Genomic DNA, 22,462 nt, shown 5'->3' on the forward strand with positions numbered 1-22,462 from the left:
GGGCGGGGCCGGGCCGCGTACGTGCGGACCGGCCCCGCTCTGCTGCGTCCGGACCGGGGTCAGGAGGTGCGGCGGACCAGGTAGGCGACCCCGCCCTCCGGGGACGGGCGTTCACCCGCGTATGCGTGGCCGGTCATCTCGCACCAGGCCGGCACGTCGAGCCGGGCCGCCTCGTCGTCGGAGAGCACCGCGACCAGCGCGCCGGGCGGCACCTCTCCGATGTGCTTGGCGAGTTCGATCACCGGGATCGGGCAGCGGCGGCCCAGGGTGTCCAGGACGAGTGCGGGGGAGCCGGGTTCGCCGGAGCCCTGCTCGCCGGTGCCCGGCTCAGCGGATTCCGGCATGGGGGAGTCTGCGATGGCGGAGTCCGCGATGGCGGAGTCCGCCGCAGTGCCGGCCGCGGATGGCAGCACGCCGGGCGTCACCCCGGTGACCGCCCGCAGGTCCGCCACGATCCCGGGCAGCACCGCGAGGAACCGGTCCACCTCCGCGGCCGGCGTCCCGTGCGGCAGCGACACCCGCACGTTGCCCTGCGACAACACCCCCATCGCCGCCAGCACATGACTGGGCGTCAGGGTCGAGGACGTGCACGACGAGCCGGACGAGACCGCGAACCCGGCCCGGTCCAGCGCGGTCAGCAGCGCCTCGCCGTCCACGTACAGGCAGGAGAACGTCACCAGGTGGGGGAGGCGCGCGACCGGGTCGCCGACCACTTCGACGTCCGGCACGGTCTGCGGCACCCGGGTGCGGATCTTGTCGACCAGTCCGGCCAGCCTGCGGTTCTCGTCGTCGCCGCCGGTGGCCACCGCGCCGAGTGCGACCGCGGCCGCGACGATCGCGGGCACGTTGACGAAGCCCGGCACGCGGCGCGCCTCGCGTTCGTCGTAAGGCAGCGGCGAGGCATATCGTGTGCCCTTTTTCACGACGAGGACCCCGACGCCCGCGGGACCGCCCCATTTATGTGCGCTGGCGGCGAGCACCGACCAGCCGTCCGGAACGGCGACACGCCCGACCGATTGTGCGGCGTCGACAATCAGCGGAATACCCCGGGCAGCACACAAATCGGCGGCTTCGGCGACCGGCTGAAGTGTGCCGACTTCGTGGTTCGCGCTCTGCAGCGCGACTGCCGCGGTGTCGGCCCGTAGATCATTTTCCAGTGCCGCGAGGTCGACGCGCCCCGTACGGTCCACCACCGTCCGGGTGATTTCCCCGCCGCGCGCCTCGTGCTGCTCCGCGGCGTGCAGGACCGAGGAGTGTTCCACCGCGCTCACCACCGCATGCGCGCCGACCCGGCGCCGGCCGGCGAGCGTGCCGAGGAGCGCCAACTGGACTGCCTGGGTGCCCGATCCGGTGAACGCCACCTCGTCCGGGCGCGCGCCGAGCACCGTCGCGACCGTCTCACGTGCGGCATCGAGCAGCAGGCGGGCGCGGCGGCCGTCGTGGTACTGCCGGGCGGGATCCGCCCAGCCCTCCTCCAGCGCACTGAGGAACGCCGCCCGTGCGGCGGGGTGGAGGGGTTCCGCGGAGGCCGCGTCGAAGTACGCCATAAGGGGACGGTAGTCCGCCTCTGACGGATCGCGTGAACCGGCTTGTTCACTCGATCGGACGGCGCGTCACATTCCTCTTTTCCGCCACACCGGACCTCGGCGCGCGACCCGAATACCGCTCCAGTAGGGTTGCCCCGCAGAAACATCCAAACCTGCCCGTGCGACGGACGACCGGGGGACGAAGTTCCCGGGGAGACCGGCCTCATGGGCGAGACATTCGGGAAGGCGCTACGTGAGTCCCTACGGCTCCGACCGCTCGCCGCGGCGCTGGATGCGGCGCAGGGTGCCGCAGCTGCTGGCTCTGGGCCTCGTCACTGTGACCGCCACCGGCTGCTCCGTCGACTCCAAGGATCTGCCCAGACTCGGACTGCCGAACCCGGCGACCGAGCAGGGCCACAGGGTTCTCTCACTCTGGCAGGGCTCTTGGATCGCAGCCCTCATCGTCGGCGTAGTGGTGTGGGGGCTCATCCTGTGGAGCATCGTGTTCCACCGGCGCAGCCGCACGAAGCAGGAGATCCCGCCGCAGACCCGGTACAACCTCCCCCTGGAGGTCCTGTACACGGTGATCCCCGGCATCATCATCGCGGTCTTCTTCTACTTCACCGCTCGTGACGAGACCGAGCTGCAGAAGACGACCAAGCCGGGCACCGAGGCGTACGCCTCGGTGAACGTCATCGAGGTCGTCGGCTTCCAGTGGAGCTGGGCGTTCAACTACAAGGAAGGTCCGGCGAACAAGACCGGTGCGGTCTACGACGTCGGAACTCCGGGCGAACGTCCCACGCTCTACCTGCCCCAGGGGCAGAAGGTGCAGTTCGAACTGAACTCGCCGGACGTGATCCACTCGTTCTACGTGCCGTCGTTCCTCTACAAGTTGGACGTCATCCCCGGCAAGACGAACAAGTTCGAGATCACGCCCGAGGTCCTGGGCACCTACGACGGCAAGTGCGCGGAACTGTGCGGTGCCGACCACTCCCGCATGCTCTTCTACGTGAAGATCGTCACCCCCGAGGAGTACCAGGCGCGCCTCGCCGCGCTGAAGGCCAAGGGGAACGACGGCGCTATCCGCAGCCAGATCAACATGCCGGCCACTCCTGAGAACGCCGAGCACGCGGGAAGTGAAAAGTGACCATCCTCAACGAGCCACAGAGCGTGGCGGTGGGCGCGGCGGGGGTGCGTCGCAAGTCCCCCGGCAACGCGGTGGTCAAGTGGATGACGACCACTGACCACAAGACCATCGGCAGCCTGTACCTCATCACCTCGTTCGTCTTCTTCTGCATCGGCGGCGTCCTGGCGCTCGTCATGCGCGCCGAGCTGGCCCGCCCGGGCACGCAGGTGATGTCGAACGAGCAGTTCAACCAGGCGTTCACGATGCACGGCACGATCATGCTGCTGATGTTCGCGACGCCGCTGTTCGCCGGTTTCACGAACTGGATCATGCCGCTGCAGATCGGCGCGCCCGACGTGGCGTTCCCGCGGCTGAACATGTTCGCGTACTGGCTCTACCTGTTCGGCTCGATCATCGCGGTGGCCGGCTTCCTCACCCCGCAGGGTGCGGCGGACTTCGGCTGGTTCGCGTACGCCCCGCTGTCGGACTCGGTCCGCTCGCCGGGCATCGGCGCCGACATGTGGATCATGGGCCTGGCGATGTCCGGCTTCGGCACCATCCTCGGTGCGGTCAACTTCATCACGACGATCATCGCGATGCGGGCGCCCGGTCTGACGATGTTCCGGATGTCGATCTTCTGCTGGAACGTCCTGCTGACCTCGATCCTGGTCCTCATGGCGTTCCCGGTCCTGGCCGCCGCGCTCTTCGCGCTGGAGGCGGACCGCAAGTTCGGTACCCACATCTTCGATCCGGCCAACGGCGGACCGATCCTGTGGCAGCACCTCTTCTGGTTCTTCGGACACCCAGAGGTGTACATCATCGCGCTGCCGTTCTTCGGCATCGTCTCCGAGGTCATCCCGGTCTTCGCCCGCAAGCCGATGTTCGGCTACAAGGGCCTGATCGGCGCGACCATCGCGATCGCGGGTCTGTCCGTCACGGTGTGGGCGCACCACATGTTCGTGACCGGCTCGGTCCTGCTGCCGTTCTTCTCCTTCATGACGTTCCTCATCGCGGTGCCCACCGGGGTGAAGTTCTTCAACTGGATCGGCACGATGTGGCGCGGCTCGCTGTCCTTCGAGACACCGATGCTGTGGACCATCGGCTTCCTGGTGACCTTCGTCTTCGGTGGTCTCACCGGCGTCATCCTGGCCTCGCCGCCGCTGGACTTCGCGGTGTCCGACACGTACTTCGTCGTCGCGCACTTCCACTACGTGGTCTTCGGCACCGTCGTGTTCGCGATGTTCGCCGGCTTCCACTTCTGGTGGCCGAAGTTCACCGGCAAGATGCTGGACGAGCGGCTCGGCAAGATCACCTTCTGGACGCTGTTCATCGGCTTCCACACCACGTTCCTGGTGCAGCACTGGCTGGGCGCGGAGGGCATGCCGCGGCGCTACGCGGACTACATGGAATCGGACGGCTACACGTCCCTGAACATGGTGTCGACCATCGGGTCGTTCCTGCTCGGCCTGTCGATCCTGCCGTTCCTCTACAACGTGTGGAAGACGCACAAGTACGGCAAGAAGATCACCGTGGACGACCCGTGGGGCTACGGCCGTTCGCTCGAATGGGCGACGTCCTGCCCGCCGCCGCGGCACAACTTCACGTCGATGCCGCGCATCCGTTCGGAATCGCCGGCCTTCGACCTCCACCACCCGGAGATCGCCGCCCTGGACTACCTGGGCGACGACAGGCAGGCCGTCTCGGCGAGCAAGGACGGTGAGCGGTGAAGTTCACCGGTGCGCTGATGACGCTGGTGGCGATCTTCCTGCTGCCCGTCACGATCATCTACTGGGTGCTCTCCGAGGACCCGACCGGAACGACGGCCCTGGCCCTGGCCTTCGGCCTGTCGATCATGATCGGCTACTACCTCTGGTTCACCGCGCGGCGCAGCGATCTGCTCCCGCAGGACAACGAGGTCGGCGACGTCGCGGACGACGCGGGCGACCTGGGCTTCTTCAGCCCGCACAGCTGGGCTCCGCTCATGCTGGCGTCGGGTACGTCGCTCATGTTCCTCGGTGTCATCTTCGGGTGGTGGCTCTGCTACTTCGCCGCCCCGATCGTCGGTATCGGCGTGTTCGCGTGGGTCTTCGAGTACTACCGCGGAGAGAACGCCAACCAGTGATCGCTTGAACAAGCGGTACAGCGAGGCCGGTCACCCGTCTGGGTGGCCGGCTTCGTGCATTCGGGTCATTGTTGGACCAATCGGGTCGAGACCCGCTCCGGAGCCGGGAGTTGTCACTGTTGTGTGACTGTCTCCAGGACCGGGAACCCCGCGCGCTGAGGGGGCGTCACACACAGCGCATACGGTTCGCAGCAGGACTGCGCAAGCATGAGGGAGGGATCGCGTGCCCCGTATATCTGGGACATCGCGCATGGGGGCCGCCAGGCTGGCCGCAGGACTGCTCGTCGTACCTTTGGTACTTCTGACGGGATGTTCTTCGTCGGGCGGCAAGGAGACCCCGAAGGGGACCGGCGGCGCGTCCGCCGACCAGGCGGGCGGCGGGGGCGGCAAGAACAAGGTGCCGGCGGCGCCCGCGGGCCTCGTCATCAGCCCGGCCGACGGTGCCAAGTCGGTCGAGACCGACGGCGCGCTCACCGTCACCGCGACCGGCGGCAAGGTCCTGTCGGTGCAGGTCGCGGACCCCAAGGGCAAGGCCGTCGAGGGCAACACGTCGACGGACGGCGCCAAGTGGACGCCCAAGGCGCCGCTGGCCAACAACACCAAGTACACGGTCGCCGCGAAGGCGGCCAACGCGGACGGCGCCGAGGTCACCGCGAACAGCAGCTTCACCACCATTGCGGCCGGGAAGACCTTCGAGTACTCCTACAAGCCGGACTCCGACGACGGCGACAAGCTGGGCGTCGGCGCGATCATCTCGCTGAAGTTCAACAAGTCGGTCAAGGACAAGGCCGCGGTCGAGCGCAACCTCAGCGTGGTCGCCGAGCCGGCCGTCGAGGGCTCCTGGAGCTGGCTCACCGACCTGGACGGCAGCGACCGCATCGACTACCGGCCCAAGGAGTACTGGAAGCCGGGCACCAAGGTGACCTGGGCGGCCAACCTGGCCGGCGCCAAGGCGGCGGACGGCACGTACGGCACGCAGAACCGCGGCGGCACCTTCACGATCGACGACTCGATCGTGGCGACCGCGGACCTCAAGTCCAAGCAGATGACGGTCAAGAAGAACGGCGAGGTCGTCCACACGCTGCCGATCTCCGCGGGCGGGCCGCAGTTCCCGACCTGGACCGGCACGATGGTCGTGATGGACAAGGTCGACGGCATCGACATGAACTCCGAGACCGTGGGCCTGGGCAACGCGTACGCGGTGGACAACGTCCGGTTCGCCGTGCACCTCTCCGCCTCCGGCACCTACGCGCACGCCGCGCCGTGGAACGAGGGCAAGTTCGGCCGGCAGAACGACAGCCACGGCTGCATCGGCATGAGCACCGCGAACGCCAAGATCTTCTACGACATGGTCGGCGCCGGCGACGTCGTCGAGGTGATCAACGGCACCGAGAAGAAGATCAAGGCCGGCAACGGCTTCGGCGGCTGGAGCCTGGACTGGGACACCTGGGTGAAGGGCAGCGCCCTGACCGCCCCTGCAGGGGGTACTCCCGGCGTGTCCGCCACTCCTGCCGCTCAATAGTGTGATATTTCGTCCCTAATGGGTGCATAGCCGATCGTTTCTGACCGCATCAGGTGACACTTGATCAGACAGTGCTCACCTGATGCGGGAGGTTCCGGGTGCGCGTCATCACGGATTCCATCGGCCGCCCCCGGCGACTGCTCCGCCCGGCTGCCGCGACCGCCCTGGTCCTGGCGCTGGGCGGTTGCCAGTTCTTCGGCAGCGAGGCCGCCAAGCCGGCCCCCAAGCCGACGGTCAGCACCGCCCGCTTCACCATGACCCCGCTCGACGGCAGCGCCACCGTGGCGCCGGAGAGCGTGGTCACGGTGGGCTCCGGCGGCGGCGTGCTCTCCGCGGTCACCCTGGCCGCCGCGGACGGCACGGCGGTCCCCGGCAAGCTCAGCCCCGGCGGCGCCTCCTGGCACAGCTCGGGGCCGCTCAAGTACGGCACCAAGTACACCGTGCAGGCCACCGCGGTCGACGGCCACGGGCTCACCGCCACCGGCACCTCGTCCTTCACCACGGCCACCCCGGAGACGCTCGTCAGCGTCGCCAAGGTGATCCCCGAGAAGGGCGCCACGGTCGGCGTCGGGATGCCGGTCAGCGTCGAGTTCGACCAGAAGATCGAGGACCCCGCGGTCCGCGCCGCGGTCGAGAAGCGCCTCGTCGTCGCCACCTCCACCCCCGTCGAGGGCGCGTGGTCCTGGATCGATGCCAAGACCGTCCGCTTCCGCCCCAAGACGTTCTGGCCCGCCGACACCAAGGTGTCCGTCTCCGGCGACCTCTACGCGCTGCCCATGGGCAAGGGCGTGTACGGCGGTTCCGGCACCGCCACGGACTTCACGGTCGGCTCCGCGGTCGTGGCCACCGTCGACTCCGCGGCCCACCAGATGACCGTCACCCGCAACGGCGAGGTCCTCAAGACCGTGCCGGTCACCACCGGCAAGCCCGGCTTCACCACGCGGGCCGGCACCAAGGTAATCCTCGGCAAAGAGGAGCACGTCCTGATGGACGGCACCACCGTGGGCATCTCGGAAGGCAGTTCCGAGTCGTACCGGCTCGACGTCTACTGGGCCGCCCGGGTCACCTGGAGCGGCGAGTACCTGCACGCCGCACCCTGGTCGGTCGGCTCCCAGGGCCGCGCCAACGTCAGCCACGGCTGCGTGGGCATGAGCACCGACAACGCCCGCTGGTTCTTCGGCGTGGTCGGCGTCGGCGACGTGGTCAACGTCGTCAACACCGGCAGCAGCAAGAGCATGGAGCGCATCGGCAACGGCTACGGCGAGTGGAACGTGCCGTGGGAGGAATGGCTCCAGGGCAGCGCGTCCGGAGCGGTCACCACCGGGGCACCCGCGGCCGGCTGAGCGGCGGTCCGGCACGCGGCAAGCCCCTGCGCGGGTGCGCAGGGGCTTGCCGCGGGCCGGCGGCGCCGAGGAGGCGGGATCAGCCGGCCGCTCGGGAGATCGCGGTCGCCAGCACCTCAGGGGTCACCGCTGCGTCGCCCGGGGAGTTGCCGATGACGTGCAGAAGCACCACGGTGCGCCCGCTGCGGCCGAATCCCTGGTAGCCCCGGTAGCTGTCGTCGCCGTGGTTCCACTGCCACAGCTGGGCGTCTTCCGTCGCGGAGATGCGGGTGCTCACCGAGCCCGGCTGCGCCGTGGCGCAGTTGGCCAGGCCGGCCGCGAACTCTGCGACCACGCGGGCGGCTTCCGCCTCGCTGGGGGCCTGGAACGTCGTCTCGATCAGGGCGGGCATGAAGTCCCCCGGCCCGGCTTTCGACTCGTAGCGCGTGACCTCGGTGACGGTGTCGGGGGCAAGGCCGAGGTTGGCGATCGGATCCGCCAGCGGCGGCTGGGTGAGTGCGGGGGTGCAGTAGCCGCCGGGCTGCGCGTCCTTGACGGGACCGGTCCAGGTGCCCCGGTCGCCGTCCGGCAGGTGCCAGCTGCGGCCCGGCAGTCCGGGCAGGTCCGTGAGGGCCAGTGCCTTGGCGGACAGCGGTCCGTCCGTGCCGCCCCGCTGATAGCTGCAGGGGAACCTGCTGCCCGCCGCGGGCTGCCCCTTGGTGGACAGCGGCGGGATCGAACCGCCGGGGCCGGGCTGGGCCGTGCCGGGCCCTCCGGTCATCCGGGCGAATCCCGGCGGGCACGAGGCGGGCGAATCCGCCGCCGCCCGGTCGGCTTTGCCGTCGTCCGCGCCGAACACCGCGGTGCTCGCGACGACGGCGCCGAGCACGGCCAGCGCCGCGGCCCCGGCGGCGGCCCGCTGCCGCATCCGGTGCCGGGTGCCGCGCGTGCGGGTCTTCTCCGCGGGGGCGAGCACCACCAGCGGCTGCACGTCCTCGACCAGCGCGCGCAGGCGCCGGTCCAGATCCTCGGTCATGTTCGTGTCTCCTGCCATGGTCGGACGACGGTCGTCAGCGGGCGGCACGGCGACCGCCCGGCTCGGGCTCGGGCTCCGGCGCCTCGCCCAGGTCCCGGGCGAGCGCCTGGCGGGCCCGGTACAGCCGGGTCCGCACCGCTCCCTCCGAGCAGCCGACTTCGCGGGCCACGGCCTCGGCGGGCAGGTCGTAGAGGTGGAAGAGCACCACCACGCGCCGCTGGTCCTTCGGCAGCTTCTGCAGTGCCGCCACCATCGCCACGTGGTCCGGTCCCAGCTCCGCGGCCGCCGCGGGGGAGCCGTGCCGCGCGTGCGCCCGGAGGCGGTTGCGGGCCTTGCGCCACGAACTGACCGCCAGGCGCTGCGCCACGACCCGCACCCAGGCCGCCGGGTCGCCGCCGGCCTGGATCCGCGCCCAGCGCGCCCAGGCCCGGGCGTACGCCTCCTGGACGGCGTCCTCGGCGTCCGCCAGGTTCCCGGTGAGCGCGTACACCGCACCGGTCATCCGGCGCGCCGTGGCGGCGTAGAAGGCGTCGAACTCGGCCCGCGCCGCCCCTCCGCCCGGCTGCAACGCCCCGGCCCCGCCGCCGGCCGCGGACTCCTCCGGTGGACCGCCGGGGTCGTCGGCGACGGCCACGTCCCCGCCTCTCGTGTGCTCGCGCTGCATCGCTTCCCCGTCTCCGTCGGCGTCTGCTGTCGTCATGAGCACGCGGGGCCGCCCGGGCATGTCACGCCCCCTTGGGCAGTGTCCGGAAAACGCGGAGGGCCCCGCCGGAAATCCGGCGGGGCCCTCTGTTGCTGATGTGGCGTCAGCGAGGTGGTTCAGCGGCGATCAGTGGTGGCCGTGGCCGCTCGTGATCTCCTTGTATTCCTCTGCGGTCGGCTTCTCGACCTTCTCGTCGAAGTACCAGCGCGACAGGCGCACGCGGAGCTTCTCGCCCGGCTTGAGCTTGCGGGCGACGCCGTTCTCGTCGACGGCGGGCGGCAGAGCGGCCGGGGTGGGCTGCTCGTGCGAGGTCAGGAAGTGCAGGCGCTCGGCGTCGAGGGGCTCGTGCACCTCGATGAACTCGCCGTGCGGCAGCTTCTTGATGATGCCGGTCTCGCGGCCGTGCAGGACCTTGTCCTTGTCGCGGCGCTGCAGGGCCATCGCGATCCGGCGGGCGACCACGAAGGCCAGTACCGGAGCCACGAAGAACAGGACCCGCATCGTCCACGTGATCGAGTTGATCGACAAGTGGAAGTGGGTGGCGATGATGTCGTTGCCACCGCCGATCCACAGGACCAGGTACATCGCGATCCACGCGGCACCGAGGCCGGTACGCACCGGCACGTTGCGCGGCCGGTCCAGCAGGTGGTGCTCACGCTTGTCGCCGGTGACCCAGGCCTCGAGCCAGGGGTAGGCGGCGATGAAGGTGAACATCACGCCGGGCACCACGAGGGACGGGATCAGCACGTTCCAGCTGATCGTGTGGCCCCACAGGTTGGTCTCCCAGTTCGGCATGATGCGCAGGGAGCCTTCGAGGAAGCCGATGTACCAGTCGGGCTGCGAGCCCGCGGTGATCTGCCCCGGGTGGTAGGGGCCGTACGACCAGATCGGGTTGATCTGGACCAGGCCGCCCAGCGCCGCGGTGATGCCGAAGACGATGAAGAAGAAGCCGCCCGCCTTCGCGGTGTAGACCGGCAGCAGGGGCAGGCCGACCACGTTCTTCTCGGTGCGTCCGGCACCCGGGAACTGCGTGTGCTTGTGGTAGAAGACCAGGATCAGGTGGACGGTCAGCAGGCCGACCATGATCGCGGGCACCAGCAGCACGTGGATGGTGAACAGGCGCGGCACGATGTCCGTACCCGGGAACTCCCCGCCGAACAGGAAGAACTGCAGGTAGGTGCCGACCAGCGGAATCGCGAGGACCACGCCTTCCGCGATGCGCAGACCCGTACCGGAGAGCAGGTCGTCCGGGAGCGAGTAGCCGGTGAAGCCGTTCACCATCGCCAGCACCAGCAGGAGGAACCCGAACAGCCAGTTCATCTCGCGGGGCTTGCGGAATGCACCGGTGAAGAAGATCCGGAACATGTGCACGAACAGCGACGACACGAAGATCAGCGCCGCCCAGTGGTGGATCTGACGGATCGCCAGACCACCGCGGATGTCGAAGCTGATGTCCAGCGTCGACGCGTACGCCTCGGACATGTGGATGCCCTGCAGCGGCACGTACGAGCCGTCGTAGACGACCTCGGTCATGCTCGGCTTGAAGAACAGCGTCAGCCAGACGCCGGTCAGCAGGATGATGATGAAGCTGTACAGCGCCACTTCACCGAGCATGAAGGACCAGTGGTCCGGGAAGACCTTGCGGAGGTTCTTCTTCGCGGCGCCGTAGATGCCCAGGCGCTCGTCGAAGTAGTCCGCGGTCTTGGTGGCGGCGTTGTCCGGGATCGGACCCGTCGCCTTGTTGGAGTGCGCGTTCGACATCAGCCACGCTCCCAGAAGCTCGGGCCGACGGGTTCGGCGAAGTCGCCGACGGCCTCGAGGAAGCCGGTCGACTCGTTCACGGTGATCTTCAGCTGCGGCAGCGAGCGCGCCGCCGGGCCGAAGACGACCGCGCCGTCGTCCGCGAGGTCGAAGGTCGACTGGTGGCACGGGCACAGCAGGTGGTGCGTCTGCTGCTCGTACAGGCCGATCGGGCAGCCCACGTGGGTGCAGATCTTCGAGTACGCCACGATGCCCTGGTAGGACCACTCGAGCTGCTTCTTGGACTTGATCTCGTCCGGCTCGAGGCGGACCAGCAGGATCACCGCCTTGCCCATCTCGGCAAGGTAGTGCTCGTTGGGCTGGTGGTCCTCGGTCTCCTGGTTCAGACCCTCGGGCTTCGCCATGGTGAGCGAGCCCTTGATGATGTGGTCCGGCTTGAGCGGCTTGCCGGTGTTCTCGTTGATGATCACCGTGCGGCCCTCGGGACCCTTGCGGCCCCAGAAGGTGTGCCGCAGCTTGTTGCCCGGCAGCGGTCCGAGGTCGCGCAGCAGCACCACACCGGACAGCGGGACCAGCGCCATGGCGCCGATCATCGTGCGGCGGATGAGCGGCCGGCGGCCGATGCCCGAGTCGGCAGCGCCCTGCTGGAACTCCCGGATGCCCGCCTCGCGGTCCTCCGGGGAGGACTTGAGCTCGTGGCGCTCCTGGACGATCTCCTCGTCGGTCATCAGCGTGCGGGCCCAGTGGACCGCGCCGGCGCCGATGCAGAACAGCGCGATGCCCAGCGTGACGCCGAGCGCGAGGTTCAGCGCGCCGATCTTCCCGAAGAAGAAGAGGTCGACGATCCGGTACTTGTCGATCGTGACGTACGACGCGATGAAGCCGACGGTGGCCAGCATCGAGATCACGAACAGCAGGGACACCTGGCGCTCGGCGCGCTTGGCGGCCTTCTCGTCGATGTCCGTGCGACGCGGCTCGTGCTCCGGCAGACCCGGGTCGGCGAACGGGTCGAGAGTACCGGCCGGGGCGTGCGCCGCCGGCAGCTTCTCTTCTGACATGTCGTGGTTGCTACTCACTTGGTCCTGGCCTTGGGGGTGCGGGCAGCGATCCAGATGGCGGCGGCGATCAGGAAGCCGAGCCCGAAGATCCACACGAACAGACCCTCGGAGACCGGGCCGAGGCGGCCGAGTCCGAGACCACCCGGGTTCGGCTCGTCCTTCGTCACACCGGTGATGTAGGTGACGATGGCCTTCTTCTGCTCCGGCGGCATGATCGTGTCGGGGAACGACGGCATGTTCTGCGGGCCGGTGAGCATGGCCTCGTAGATGTGCTTCGGGTCCACGTCCACCAGCGACGGCGCGAACTTGCCGTCCGGGAGGGCACCGCCTTCACCGGCGAAGTTGTGGCACTGCGAGCAGTTGGTGCGGAAGAGCTCGCCGCCCTCCGCGATCATCGCGTTGTTGCCCTCTTCGAGCGCGTAGTCCTCCTCGCGGGGCACGGCCGGGCCGGCACCGAGGGAGGCGATGAACGCACCGAGCTGGTCCGACTGCTCCTGCGTGAACACCACGGGCTTGCGCGGGGCCTGCGGGCCCTGCTGCTGCATCGGCATGCGGCCGGTCATGACCTGGAAGTCGACCGCCGCGGCACCGACGCCCACGAGGGACGGGCCGTCGCTGCTGCCCTGGCCGTTGAGGCCGTGGCAGCTGGAACAACCGCTCAGGTACAGCTTCTTGCCCTCTTCGATGTCGGAGAGGGCGGTCGCAGCGCCTTCGGCCTGTGCGGGCTTGGCGGGCGCGAACGCGGCGTACAGCCCCCCGGTCGCCGCGAGCGCGAAGAGTAGGACGACGAGCGCCGCCAGGGGATGGCGCCGTCGTGCGGAGAGCTTCTTCACCAAAAACCTCGGTTGGTTTCGTCGGTTGTCGAGTGGGACGAGATGCCGCGTCTACTTGATGAGGTAGATCGTGGCGAAAAGCCCGATCCACACCACATCGACGAAGTGCCAGTAGTACGAGACGACGATCGCGCTCGTGGCCTGCTCGTGGGTGAACCGCTTGGCCGCATACGTCCGCCCGAGAACCAGGAGGAACGCAATGAGGCCGCCGGTCACGTGCATGCCGTGGAAGCCGGTCGTCAGGTAGAAGACCGAGCCGTAGGCCGACGAGGAAAGCGTCAGGCCTTCCTTGACCAGCTCGGTGTACTCCATCACCTGCCCGCCGATGAAGATCGCGCCCATCACGAAGGTGATCACGAACCACATGCGCAGCTTCTTGACGTCCCCGCGCTCCGCGGCGAAGACGCCCAGCTGGCAGGTCAGGGAGGAGAGCACCAGGATCGTGGTGTTCACCGACGAGAACGGGATGTTGAGCATCTCCGTGCCCTGTTCCCAGATCTCGGGTCCCTGGACCGACCGGATCGTGAAGTACATCGCGAAGAGGGCCGCGAAGAACATCAGCTCCGACGCCAACCAGACGATCGTGCCGATGCTGACCAAGTTGGGACGGTCGACCGTCCCGTGTGCATGCCCGGTTTCTACTGCAGTTGCTGTCGCCACGGCCGCCATTATTGCGGTCGCCGGATCAGCCCGCGCTCCGGGGGGCATCCTTCGGTGAACGTGTCTAACTCGGGGCGGTGTTCCCGGCGCTCGGGATTCGGCCAAACGGGCCCGGCAAGACGCTCGGCGGAGACTGTCCCTGACGCTCTTTCAGGCGAAGAAGCACAGGTCCGAACGGGTGCCGCGGCAATTCCGCGATCTTCCCTGCGCAATTCGCGCGGGGCGACCGACGGTGCTTCCGCAGAGCGTACGGAAAGGACTCGGTAGGGGGACCGACCCGAACGGGTGATTCTGCGACACGGCTCCCGGCGGTTGGGCCGAACGAGGTGCACAAGGAGTCGCAGAGACAGAGGGGTAGCGTCCCCTGCATGGCTCTGGCAGGCATCGGCAAGATCTTCCGCCGCAAGCGCGGCACCCCCGAACCCCCGCTCGTCGACGACGGCACCCTGGTCGTGGTCGGCGAGTGCTTCGACCCGGCCCGCGCGGACTCCGCGGTGCTCGGCGAGCTGGCCGAGGCCGGCGTGGTGGTCGAGGGCCGGCCCCTGATCCTGCGTCATGTCCTGCGCCTGCCGGATGCCGACGCGGTCGCCGAGGCGGCCCGGCTGCTCGCCCCCGACGGCTGGACGCTCGCTGCCGGACCCGGCGGCGCGACCCACGCGGACCGGCAGCAGAAGGTGACAGCCCTCGAATTGGCCCGCGAGCGCAGCCGCATGGCCGGCCTCGCGCAGCGCCTCGGCGGCGACGCCGAGGGCTGGCGGCTGCTCGGGCGGCCCTGACGCGGAGCGGTGCGGACCGGCCGCGGGCCGATCGCGGCCCGGTTCCGGCGCGGTTCCGGGTCTGCTGCGTCGATCAAGAGCTTGGAGGCCGTCGATCAAAGGGAGTAGCATCCGCGATGTTGTAACGCGGATCACATCCGGCTTGACGACCAGGGCAGGTGGCAATGGCGCACAGCGGCGACACCATGACCGTCCTCGTGTACAGCGATGACCGCAACACCCGCGAGAAGGTCACGCTCGCGCTCGGACGGCGGCCCGCCGCCGACGCCCCGCGCGTGGAGTACTTCGAGTGCGCCACCGAGCCCGCCGTCATCGGGAAGATGGACAAGGGCGGCATCGACCTCGTCATCCTCGACGGCGAGGCGGCCCCGGCCGGCGGCATGGGCATCTGCCGCCAGCTCAAGGACGAGATCTACCGCTGCCCTCCGGTGCTGGTCCTGGTCGGCCGCCCGCAGGACGCATGGCTGGCCACCTGGTGCCGCGCGGATGCGGTCGTGTCGCACCCGCTCGACCCGGTGACGCTTGCCGCCGCGGCCGCGGACCTGCTGCGCAAGCGCGCCGCGGCCCGCGTGCCGGTCTCCTGACCGGTCGGCCTGCGCACGCCTCTCACGCCTCGGACATGCCGGAACCGGCTTGCCGCGCGCGGCTACGCTGAGTCCGACCTGACGGACTCGACATGCGGGAGCGGACCATGGGCGCCTCGGCCTCGGCAGCGGTGAGCAGCACCACCTCCGGGCAGGGCCGTTCCTGGCCGGACGTCCTGACCTCCTTGATGCGCGGCGAGGACCTCGACGCGGGCACCACCGCCTGGGCGATGGACCAGATCATGAGCGGCGATGCGACGCCGGTGCAGATCGCCGCGTTCGTCGTCGCGCTGCGCGCCAAGGGCGAGACCGTCGACGAGGTCGCCGGCCTGGTCGAGGCCATGTACGCGCATGCCGTGACCATCGAGGTGCCGGGTCCGATCGTGGACATCGTCGGCACCGGCGGCGACCGCGCGCGGACCGTGAACATCTCCACGATGTCCGCGATCGTCGTCGCGGGCACCGGGGCCACCGTGGTCAAGCACGGCAACCGCGCGGCGTCGTCCGCGAGCGGGGCCGCCGACGTGCTGGAGGCGCTCGGCGTCTCGCTCGACCTGACCCCCGATCAGGTGGCCCGCACCGCGGTGGAGGCCGGCGTCACGCTGTGCTTCGCGCAGCGCTTCCACCCCGCGCTGCGGCACGCCGCGCAGGCCCGCCGCGAACTCGGCGTGCAGACCACGTTCAACATCCTCGGCCCGCTGACCAACCCGGCCCGGGCCCCGCACACCGCGATCGGCGTCGCGGATGCCCGGATGGCCCCGCTGATGGCCGGCGTGCTGGCCCGGCGCGGCACCTCGGCGCTGGTGTTCCGCGGCGACGACGGGCTCGACGAGCTCACCATCACCACCACCTCGAAGGTGTGGGTCGTGCGCGACGGCGAGGTCCGCGAAGACCAGGTCGACCCCCGGGACTTCGGGATCGCGCTGGTGCCCATCGAGGCGCTGCGCGGCGGGGACGCGGCGTACAACGCGGACGTGGCCCGGAAGCTGCTGGCCGGCGAGCGCGGGCCGGTGCGCGACGCGGTGCTGCTCAACTCGGCGGCCGCCCTCGTGGCGCTCGGCCCCGGCGAGGGCCCGCTGAGCGAACAGCTGGCCGCGGGCATCGAGCGGGCCGCGGACGCGGTCGACTCGGGCAAGGCGCAGGCCGCGCTGGAGCGCTGGGTCGAGACGACGCGCGCCTTCGGCTGACGCCGACAGGCCCGGCACGTGCGGCGTCCGGCCGGGCGCCGCACGGGATTTGGCGGTGGCCCGCGGCCGGGCGCCGGGCGGAAGCCGGTGCCCGGCCGCGGGCTTTTGCCTGCCGTCTCACATGCTGATACGTCGAATATCCATGTTGAGAGACCGTCGATCGTGCGGTAATAATTCCTTCCAGGTCACGAGTGACAGCGTTTTGGCCCCGGCTTGCTGTCCGGCAACCCTCCTCCGCGGTGGGGTGCCCCGGGTGATGACCAGGCCGGACGCCATGAGGCGCTCCGGCAAGCGCGGACCTCCTTCCGGTCATCGGTACCCGGGGTCCCTGTCCCTGGAGAGCTGCCATGACCGCTGTCGCCTTCGCCCCCGCTGCCGCCGAGACCGCCCCGACCGCGGCTGCGGCCCCCGCCGGAACCTCCCGCCCGGACGCCCCGCTCGCCGTCGTCGGCCGCGACGTCCGCGTCCCGCTGGTCACCGGCGGCGAGGTCGAATACGCCGCCCTCGACTACGCGGCCAGCGCGCCCTGTCTGCAGCGGGTCTGGGACGACGTCTCCGCCTACCTGCCGTACTACGGCAGCGTGCACCGCGGCGCCGGCTACCTCTCGCAGCTGTCCACCGACCTGTACGAGTCGAGCCGCAAGACCGTCGCGTCCTACCTCGGCGCCCGTGCCGACGACGTCGTCCTGTTCACCCGCGGCACCACCGACTCGCTCAATCTGCTGGCCGCCGCACTCCCGGCCGGCACCCGGGTGTTCGTCTTCGAGACCGAGCACCACGCCGCACTGCTGCCCTGGCGCCGCACCGCCGAGGTGACCCACCTGCCCGCCCCCGGCAGCCACGCCGAGGCCGTCGCCACCCTGGACGCCGCGCTCGCCGCCGCACCCGCCGACGGCCCGCGCCTGGTGTGCGTGACCGGCGCGTCCAACGTCACCGGCGAGCTGTTCCCGGTCCGCGAACTGGCCGCGACCGCGCACCGGCACGGCGCCCGCATCGTGCTGGACGCCGCGCAGCTCGCCCCGCACCACCCGGTCTCGCTCACCGGTCTGGACGTCGACTGGGTGGCCTTCTCCGGCCACAAGCTCTACGCGCCGTTCGGGGCCGGCGTGCTGGCCGGCCGCGGCGACTGGCTCGCGGACGCCGAGCCGTACCTCGCGGGCGGCGGCGCCAGCAAGTCGGTCACCGCCGACGCGGTGGAGTGGAACACCGGTTCGGCCCGGCACGAGGCCGGCTCGCCCAACGTCATCGGGGCGTACGCGATCGCCTCGGCCTGCCGCGCGCTCACCGAGGCCGGACTCGACGCCCTCGCGGCGCGCGAGGACGCCCTCCTGGCCCGGCTGCGCGCCGGCCTCGCGGACATCCCCGAGGTGCGCACGCTGGACCTGTTCGGCCCCGGCGCGGCGCGCGTGTCGGTGGTGTCGTTCGTGGTGGAGGGCTGGAACAGCTCGCGGTTCGCCGCCGCGCTGTCCGCGGAGTACGGCATCGGGGTCCGCGACGGGCTGTTCTGCGCGCACCCGCTGGTGCGCCGGCTGCTCGGCGGCCGGGACGACGCGCCGACCGAGTGCGGCGCGCCGGACGCCCCGGCCGGCGAGCAGAACCTCAACGCGATCCGGGTCAGCTTCGGTGCGGGCACGCCCGAGGAGCACCTCGACCGGTTCGTCGGCGCGGTGCGCGAACTGGTGCGCCGCGGTGCGAAGTGGACGTACCGCACCGACGGCGGCCGCTGCGTGCCCGAGTCGGACCCCCGCGGACCCGCCTCGGTCGCGGGCCTGATCTGACGGGTGCTCTAGAAGCCGTCGTCCAGGCCGATCGCGAACGCGGCCTCGAGGTCGTGCTTGGAGTATGTGCGGAACGCGATGTGGGTCGCGGTGTGCAGCACGCCGGGGACCTTGTTCAGCTGCCCCGGGATCGCGTCGGCGAGCTGGTCGTGCTCGCGGACCCGGACCATCGCCACGAGGTCGAACTCGCCACCGGTGACCGAATAGACCTCGGTGACCGCGTCGATGGCCGTGATCGCTTCGGCGATCTCGGGGATGCGGTCGACGGCGGCCTTGACGTGCACGATCGCGGTGATCACAGCGGAGGCCTCTCCTCGGCGGGGCGGTGCGGTCCGGGATCCAGAGCCTATCCCGGCGGGGTCGGCGGGATGACCGGGGCGGGCGGCAGCGTGTGCGGGTACGGCTGCGGATCCGCGGGGCCGGCCGGCCCCGCCGGGCCGCGGCCGCTCTTGCGGCGGCCGTACAGCGCCCAGGTGTAGGCGAACCCGGAGGCGAAGCCGACCAAGTGCGCGGAGTAGGCCACATTGGCGTCGCCGCTCACCCCGAGGCCCTGGAAGTACAGCCACTGCAGCACGAAGTAGAAGCCCAGGACCGCCCAGGCCGGGAAGCGCAGCGGGAGGAAGAGGAGCAGCGGGACCAGGCTGGTGACCCGGGCCTTGGGATAGAGGTAGAGATACGCGCCGAGCACCGCGGCGATCGCCCCGGACGCGCCGACCAGCGGCTGCACCGAACCCGGATTGAGCAAGGCGAACCCGTACGTGGCCAGATAACCGGCGGCCAGATAGAAGAGCGCGAAATGCCCGCGGCCCATGCGGTCCTCGACGTTGTTGCCGAAGACGTACAGATAGAGCATGTTCCCGATCAGATGCACCCAGCCGCCGTGCATGAACATCGCGAACAGCACGGAAAGCGCCGGGATCTTGTCGGGATCGGGCACGACCTTGCAGCGCACCGGGCCGCGGTCGGTGGCCACCACCTCGGGCGGGTCGACGCGCGGGCCGCCGCCGACCAGTTCGCGCGGGATCGCGCCGTACTCGTAGTAGTAGCCGTTCTCCGCGCAGACCCGGGATTCCGGGCTGTCGTACCGGCTGCCGAAGCCGGACAGCGGACTGAGCAGGAAGATCACCACGTTGAGTGCGATCAACGCATAAGTGACCACCGGGGTGCGGCGGACCGGGTTGGCGTCGTGCACGGGGATCAACATGGCATCAATAGTCAGCCGACGCCCGGTTCGTACCCCGGTGATTGCCCCCTTCAGACTGCCTGTGGTTCACCCGGATGGCCGGTGCACCGGAGCAGACCGGACAGGTCGTGCACGCCCGCGCGCTGCAGGCGCGCGATGAGGGAGCGCAGGATGTGCGCGGTCGCGCGGGCATCCGCCGCGGCGCGGTGCACCGCGGGCTGCGGCGCGTCGAACAACCTGGCCAGGGTGCCCAGTTTGTAGTTCGCCACCTCGCCCCGCGAGACCAGCGCCCGGGCCAGCTCCAGCGTGTCCACCACGACCAGGTGCGGCCACGGCTCGCCGCACGCCGCGCACGCGGCCCGCAGGAAGCCGATGTCGAACGGCGCGTTGTGCGCCACCAGGACCGCGTCCCGGGCGAATTCGTGGAATGCGGGCAGCACGTGGTGCAGCGGCGGGGCGTCCGCCAGCATCGCGTCCGAGATGCCGGTCAGCGCGGTGATGAACGCCGGCACCGGCACACCCGGGGCGACCAGCGTGGCGAACTCGCCCAGCACGTCGCTGCCGCGCAGCCGCACCGCGGCTATCTCGGTGATGCGGTCCGCCTCCGCGGACAGCCCGGTCGTCTCCAGGTCGACGACCACGAACACCTGCCGGTCCAGCGGCGTGCCGTGGTCCCACCGGCCGGACGCGTTTCGCGCCGCGTGCGCCGGAACGGTACTGTCCGCCGCGGGTACGCCGGACCCCGGCGCAGCCGCATCACCCGCCCCCGCTCCGGGCACGGGGTGTGCCTCAGGGACGTGCACCGGTGGTCCGGACCCGTGGATGCTCATGGCAGGGACGGTACGGATCCGCCCTGACACCGGTGCGGGCACCCCTCCCGGACGGCCGCCCTCGCGCGGCGCGGGATGATGGTGTGCGACCCCTGACCGGGGTCCCGAGGAATTCCCCCCCGCAGCATCCAGAAGAAGAGGAACGTGCATGTCGATTCCGGCCCCCACCGAGGCGACCCGGTGGCGCTGCTCGCTGTGCGGCAACCTGACGCGGTTCGACGTGACCCGGACGACCCGGGCGGTGGAGTTCGTCCACCTCGACCTCGCGGGTGAGCCCCGGGTGGACGAGCGCGAGGTGCTGGAGGACACCATCGAGTCGGTCCGCTGCCGCTGGTGCCAGGCCACCGACTCGGTGCAGCTGGTGCCGCGCCCGGACGCCGACGAGAAGGACGACACGCCCGCCGAGTAGCACCGCGGCGCCGCCCGGCCGCAGGCTGTCCGCACGATGTGGCACTTTTGGGGTGGCGGACGCCGTACGCGACGCGGCACGCTTGCGGGCCGGGTTGTGCATCTTTTCGGCATCGGCCCGGGGAGGCGTGTCCGCCCCTCCGGGCGGGCAGGCCATGATCAGGAGCAGTGGCGAGCCGGGCGGGGAGACCGGGCGGCGACGGAACCGGAGGAGCAGTGGGCGAGTCGGACACACGTGCCGAGCCGGGCTACCTGGCCCGCGGCTCCGCCGCGTCCGCGCCCGAGCCCGCCGGCTCCTGGACGACCGGGCCGAGCTGGACCCCGCCGACCGCAGGTTCCTACACCCCGCCCCGCAGCGGCACTGCGGCCGACAGCGCACCCGGAACCGGTGCAGCGGGTGCGGACGGCAGTTCCGCCCCCGGTGCCCCGGGCGACCAGGAGGCCGAAGCCCAAGGCGACGGCGCGGAGTCGTCCGGCAGCGCGGCCCGCAGCGCGTCGAACGGCGCGGCGGCGGATCCCGCGGCCGACGGTGCGCGCGCCGCAGATGCGGCCGGCGACACCGCATCGGCCGGCCCCGACTCGACTGATGCCGATGCGGACGGTGCTGCTTCGGACGGCGGCGGGCACGGGGATGAGCACGACGACACCGCCGAAGGCCTGCAAGGGCCGCTGCCGGACGGTGTGCGCCAGCGGGTGATCGCCCTGGCCGCGGACGGGCTCGGGGCCATGACGGCCGACGAGATCCCCGTCCCGCTGCGCCAGTTCGCCCGCTTCACGCCGTCCCGCCGGGCCAAGCTGGCGGCCACCCCGCTGGCCGGCGTCCTGGAGAACGACCCGGTGTTCCGGCAGCGCATAGCGGAGCGTCTGCGGCGCGGACTCCCCGACCTCGCGGCCGCGTTGGACGCGGGCCGCCCGCCCGCCGCCGCGGATCCGCTGGATGTCGCCGCCGCCGCGTACCTGCTGCGGCCGCGCGGCTGGACCGCACTGCTGGACACCGCGGGCCAGGCCGCCGAGAAGGCCGCCCAGGACCGGGCGGGTGCCGAGGCCGCCGCGGTCGTCGACCGCCTCGAATCCGAGCTGGGCACGCTGCGCGCCACCGCGCGCGCCGAGCAGGAGCGGCTGCGCACCGAACTCGACGAGGCCCGCAAGGAGACCGAGCAGCTGCGCCGCCAGGTGCGCGGCCTGCAGGGCGGTGCCAAGCACGCCGAGAAGGAAGCCAAGAACGCGCTGTCCGAACTCGCCGCGGTACGAGCCGAGGCGCAGGCGGCCATCGCCGCCGCGGACAAGGAGACGCGGCGGCTGCGCACGCGCGTCACCGAGGCGGAGTCGGCACTCGAGGCCAGCCGCCGGGCCGCGCGCGAGGGCCGCAGCATGGAGGACACCCGGGTACGCCTGCTCCTGGACACCGTCCTGGAGGCCGCGCAGGGGCTGCGCCGCGAACTGGCGCTGCCACCGGTCGACATCCGCCCCGCGGACACCGTGGACGCGGTCGCGCCCGAGGGCGCCAGCCCGAAGGACATCGCCAAGCGCGCCCTGGAGGGCGACGACCCGGCGGTCCTCGACCAGTTGCTGAGCCTGCCGCAGGCGCACCTGGTGATCGACGGCTACAACGTCACCAAGACCGGTTACCCCTCGCTCGCGTTGTCGGAGCAGCGGGTGCGGCTCCTCGGCGGACTGGCGGTCATCGCCGCGCAGACCGGCGCGGAGATCACCTGCGTCTTCGACGGCGCGCAGCTCGACGCACCGGTGCTGCTCGCGCCGCCGCGCGGCGTGCGGGTGCGGTTCAGCAAGGCGGGGGAGACCGCCGACGAGCTGATCCGCCGCCTGGTGCGGGCCGAACCCCCGGGCCGGGTGGTCATCGTGGTGTCGTCGGACCGCGAAGTGGCCGACGGCGTACGCCGGGCCGGGGCGCGCCCGGTGCCGTCGACCATGCTGCTGCGCCGCCTCGCCCGCGGCTGACCGCCGCGTCGTCCGCGCCCCTTTCTGCGAGCTGTTCCGCGAGCTCTTCCCGCGAGCTCTTTCGCGGGCCCGCTCGCAATCCCCCGCA

21 protein-coding genes and 1 riboswitch are annotated in these 22,462 nt (G+C 70.8%); of the genes, 11 read left to right on the top strand and 10 right to left on the bottom strand.

Translation table 11 applies throughout. From position 1 onward, the window contains the following. Positions 1-59: 59 nt before the first annotated feature. Positions 60-1,547 (bottom strand): cysteine desulfurase/sulfurtransferase TusA family protein, encoded by a 1,488-nt coding sequence (locus LZ495_RS28910; protein WP_235055882.1) that lies wholly within the window; start codon positions 1,545-1,547, stop codon positions 60-62. Between the two features lie 232 nt (positions 1,548-1,779). On the opposite strand from LZ495_RS28910, the gene ctaC reads away from it, so the two are divergent. The 5 genes from ctaC (at position 1,780) to LZ495_RS28935 (ending at position 7,639) form a co-directional block, all read left to right on the top strand. After that, positions 1,780-2,673 (top strand): aa3-type cytochrome oxidase subunit II, encoded by an 894-nt coding sequence (gene ctaC, locus LZ495_RS28915; protein ID WP_235055883.1) that lies wholly within the window; start codon positions 1,780-1,782, stop codon positions 2,671-2,673. Beyond that, entirely contained in the window at positions 2,670-4,379 is a 1,710-nt protein-coding gene (ctaD, locus tag LZ495_RS28920) for an aa3-type cytochrome oxidase subunit I (protein WP_235055884.1), read from the top strand. The genes ctaC and ctaD overlap by 4 nt, the downstream gene beginning before the upstream one ends. Further along, the gene (locus LZ495_RS28925) at positions 4,376-4,774 is read left to right on the top strand and encodes a cytochrome c oxidase subunit 4 (protein ID WP_308268656.1); all 399 of its coding nucleotides are present in this window, start codon (positions 4,376-4,378) and stop codon (positions 4,772-4,774) included. Before ctaD ends, LZ495_RS28925 begins: the two co-directional genes overlap by 4 nt. 250 nt (positions 4,775-5,024) lie before the next feature. Further along, positions 5,025-6,296, top strand: a complete 1,272-nt coding sequence (locus LZ495_RS28930; RefSeq protein ID WP_235055885.1) for a L,D-transpeptidase — start codon at positions 5,025-5,027, stop codon at positions 6,294-6,296. A gap of 98 nt (positions 6,297-6,394) precedes the next feature. Beyond that, on the top strand, positions 6,395-7,639 hold the full coding sequence (locus LZ495_RS28935; RefSeq protein WP_235055886.1) for a L,D-transpeptidase: 1,245 nt from the start codon (positions 6,395-6,397) through the stop codon (positions 7,637-7,639). Between the two features lie 79 nt (positions 7,640-7,718). On the opposite strand, the gene LZ495_RS28940 is transcribed toward LZ495_RS28935, so the two are convergent. From LZ495_RS28940 to ctaE, 6 genes are all read right to left on the bottom strand, one after another. Then, positions 7,719-8,654, bottom strand: a complete 936-nt coding sequence (locus LZ495_RS28940; protein WP_235055887.1) for a hypothetical protein — start codon at positions 8,652-8,654, stop codon at positions 7,719-7,721. Between the two features lie 34 nt (positions 8,655-8,688). After that, positions 8,689-9,378: a SigE family RNA polymerase sigma factor gene (locus LZ495_RS28945; protein ID WP_308268657.1), complete on the bottom strand. Its 690-nt coding sequence runs from the start codon at positions 9,376-9,378 to the stop codon at positions 8,689-8,691. 105 nt (positions 9,379-9,483) lie between these two features. Further along, positions 9,484-11,118 carry a cytochrome bc1 complex cytochrome b subunit gene (qcrB, locus tag LZ495_RS28950; protein ID WP_235055888.1) on the bottom strand — a complete coding sequence of 545 codons (1,635 nt, stop codon included), beginning with the start codon at positions 11,116-11,118 and terminating at the stop codon, positions 9,484-9,486. Further along, the gene (gene qcrA, locus LZ495_RS28955; RefSeq protein WP_235055889.1) at positions 11,118-12,176 is read right to left on the bottom strand and encodes a cytochrome bc1 complex Rieske iron-sulfur subunit; all 1,059 of its coding nucleotides are present in this window, start codon (positions 12,174-12,176) and stop codon (positions 11,118-11,120) included. The genes qcrB and qcrA overlap by 1 nt, the downstream gene beginning before the upstream one ends. Positions 12,177-12,190: 14 nt before the next feature. Then, positions 12,191-13,009 carry a cytochrome bc1 complex diheme cytochrome c subunit gene (gene qcrC, locus LZ495_RS28960; protein ID WP_235055890.1) on the bottom strand — a complete coding sequence of 273 codons (819 nt, stop codon included), beginning with the start codon at positions 13,007-13,009 and terminating at the stop codon, positions 12,191-12,193. Positions 13,010-13,060: 51 nt separating this feature from the next. Then, the gene (gene ctaE, locus LZ495_RS28965; protein WP_235055891.1) at positions 13,061-13,678 is read right to left on the bottom strand and encodes an aa3-type cytochrome oxidase subunit III; all 618 of its coding nucleotides are present in this window, start codon (positions 13,676-13,678) and stop codon (positions 13,061-13,063) included. A gap of 359 nt (positions 13,679-14,037) precedes the next feature. Here ctaE and LZ495_RS28970 point away from each other — a divergent pair, with 359 nt between their 5' ends. The 4 genes from LZ495_RS28970 to LZ495_RS28985 all read left to right on the top strand — a co-directional run bounded on the left by LZ495_RS28970 (position 14,038) and on the right by LZ495_RS28985 (position 17,994). Further along, a complete protein-coding gene (locus LZ495_RS28970; RefSeq protein ID WP_235055892.1) occupies positions 14,038-14,445 on the top strand; it encodes a hypothetical protein in 408 nt (135 codons plus the stop codon). Positions 14,446-14,609: 164 nt separating this feature from the next. Beyond that, positions 14,610-15,029, top strand: a complete 420-nt coding sequence (locus LZ495_RS28975; protein ID WP_235055893.1) for a response regulator — start codon at positions 14,610-14,612, stop codon at positions 15,027-15,029. 107 nt (positions 15,030-15,136) lie between these two features. Then, positions 15,137-16,216, top strand: a complete 1,080-nt coding sequence (trpD, locus tag LZ495_RS28980; RefSeq protein ID WP_235055972.1) for an anthranilate phosphoribosyltransferase — start codon at positions 15,137-15,139, stop codon at positions 16,214-16,216. Positions 16,217-16,399: 183 nt separating this feature from the next. Continuing rightward, a riboswitch (SAM riboswitch) is annotated at positions 16,400-16,516 on the top strand. A gap of 47 nt (positions 16,517-16,563) precedes the next feature. Next, the gene (locus LZ495_RS28985) at positions 16,564-17,994 is read left to right on the top strand and encodes an aminotransferase class V-fold PLP-dependent enzyme (RefSeq protein WP_235055894.1); all 1,431 of its coding nucleotides are present in this window, start codon (positions 16,564-16,566) and stop codon (positions 17,992-17,994) included. Positions 17,995-18,002: 8 nt separating this feature from the next. Here the strand turns inward: LZ495_RS28985 and LZ495_RS28990 are convergent, their stop codons facing one another. Genes LZ495_RS28990 through LZ495_RS29000 form a run of 3 tightly spaced genes read right to left on the bottom strand, consistent with a single transcriptional unit; the run spans position 18,003 to position 20,007 of the window. Next, complete coding sequence (locus tag LZ495_RS28990) at positions 18,003-18,293, bottom strand: Lrp/AsnC family transcriptional regulator (RefSeq protein WP_235055895.1); 291 nt, start codon at positions 18,291-18,293, stop codon at positions 18,003-18,005. 47 nt (positions 18,294-18,340) lie between these two features. Continuing rightward, positions 18,341-19,198 carry a rhomboid family intramembrane serine protease gene (locus LZ495_RS28995; RefSeq protein ID WP_235055896.1) on the bottom strand — a complete coding sequence of 286 codons (858 nt, stop codon included), beginning with the start codon at positions 19,196-19,198 and terminating at the stop codon, positions 18,341-18,343. A 50-nt stretch (positions 19,199-19,248) separates the two neighbouring features. Then, entirely contained in the window at positions 19,249-20,007 is a 759-nt protein-coding gene (locus LZ495_RS29000) for an exonuclease domain-containing protein (RefSeq protein WP_235055897.1), read from the bottom strand. Positions 20,008-20,155: 148 nt separating this feature from the next. On the opposite strand from LZ495_RS29000, the gene LZ495_RS29005 reads away from it, so the two are divergent. Further along, positions 20,156-20,416 carry a hypothetical protein gene (locus LZ495_RS29005; protein WP_235055898.1) on the top strand — a complete coding sequence of 87 codons (261 nt, stop codon included), beginning with the start codon at positions 20,156-20,158 and terminating at the stop codon, positions 20,414-20,416. Between the two features lie 656 nt (positions 20,417-21,072). After that, positions 21,073-22,374: an NYN domain-containing protein gene (locus LZ495_RS29010; RefSeq protein WP_235055973.1), complete on the top strand. Its 1,302-nt coding sequence runs from the start codon at positions 21,073-21,075 to the stop codon at positions 22,372-22,374. The last annotated feature ends 88 nt before the right edge of the window (positions 22,375-22,462 follow it).

This window comes from Yinghuangia soli (assembly GCF_021502675.1).
Taxonomy (GTDB): Bacteria; Actinomycetota; Actinomycetes; order Streptomycetales; family Streptomycetaceae; genus Yinghuangia; species Yinghuangia soli.

Excerpts from the sequence above, each read along its gene's own strand:
- LZ495_RS28985 (WP_235055894.1), top strand. The coding sequence starts at position 16,564 with ATGACCGCTGTCGCCTTCGCCCCCGCTGCCGCCGAGACCGCCCCGACC.
- LZ495_RS28945 (WP_308268657.1), bottom strand. The coding sequence starts at position 9,378 with ATGCCCGGGCGGCCCCGCGTGCTCATGACGACAGCAGACGCCGACGGA.
- qcrB (WP_235055888.1), bottom strand. The coding sequence starts at position 11,118 with ATGTCGAACGCGCACTCCAACAAGGCGACGGGTCCGATCCCGGACAAC.
- LZ495_RS28940 (WP_235055887.1), bottom strand. The coding sequence starts at position 8,654 with ATGACCGAGGATCTGGACCGGCGCCTGCGCGCGCTGGTCGAGGACGTG.
- LZ495_RS28975 (WP_235055893.1), top strand. The coding sequence starts at position 14,610 with ATGGCGCACAGCGGCGACACCATGACCGTCCTCGTGTACAGCGATGAC.
- qcrA (WP_235055889.1), bottom strand. The coding sequence starts at position 12,176 with ATGTCAGAAGAGAAGCTGCCGGCGGCGCACGCCCCGGCCGGTACTCTC.
- LZ495_RS28970 (WP_235055892.1), top strand. The coding sequence starts at position 14,038 with ATGGCTCTGGCAGGCATCGGCAAGATCTTCCGCCGCAAGCGCGGCACC.
- trpD (WP_235055972.1), top strand. The coding sequence starts at position 15,137 with ATGGGCGCCTCGGCCTCGGCAGCGGTGAGCAGCACCACCTCCGGGCAG.
- LZ495_RS29000 (WP_235055897.1), bottom strand. The coding sequence starts at position 20,007 with ATGAGCATCCACGGGTCCGGACCACCGGTGCACGTCCCTGAGGCACAC.
- ctaE (WP_235055891.1), bottom strand. The coding sequence starts at position 13,678 with ATGGCGGCCGTGGCGACAGCAACTGCAGTAGAAACCGGGCATGCACAC.
- LZ495_RS29005 (WP_235055898.1), top strand. The coding sequence starts at position 20,156 with ATGTCGATTCCGGCCCCCACCGAGGCGACCCGGTGGCGCTGCTCGCTG.
- LZ495_RS28910 (WP_235055882.1), bottom strand. The coding sequence starts at position 1,547 with ATGGCGTACTTCGACGCGGCCTCCGCGGAACCCCTCCACCCCGCCGCA.
- LZ495_RS28995 (WP_235055896.1), bottom strand. The coding sequence starts at position 19,198 with ATGTTGATCCCCGTGCACGACGCCAACCCGGTCCGCCGCACCCCGGTG.
- LZ495_RS28930 (WP_235055885.1), top strand. The coding sequence starts at position 5,025 with ATGGGGGCCGCCAGGCTGGCCGCAGGACTGCTCGTCGTACCTTTGGTA.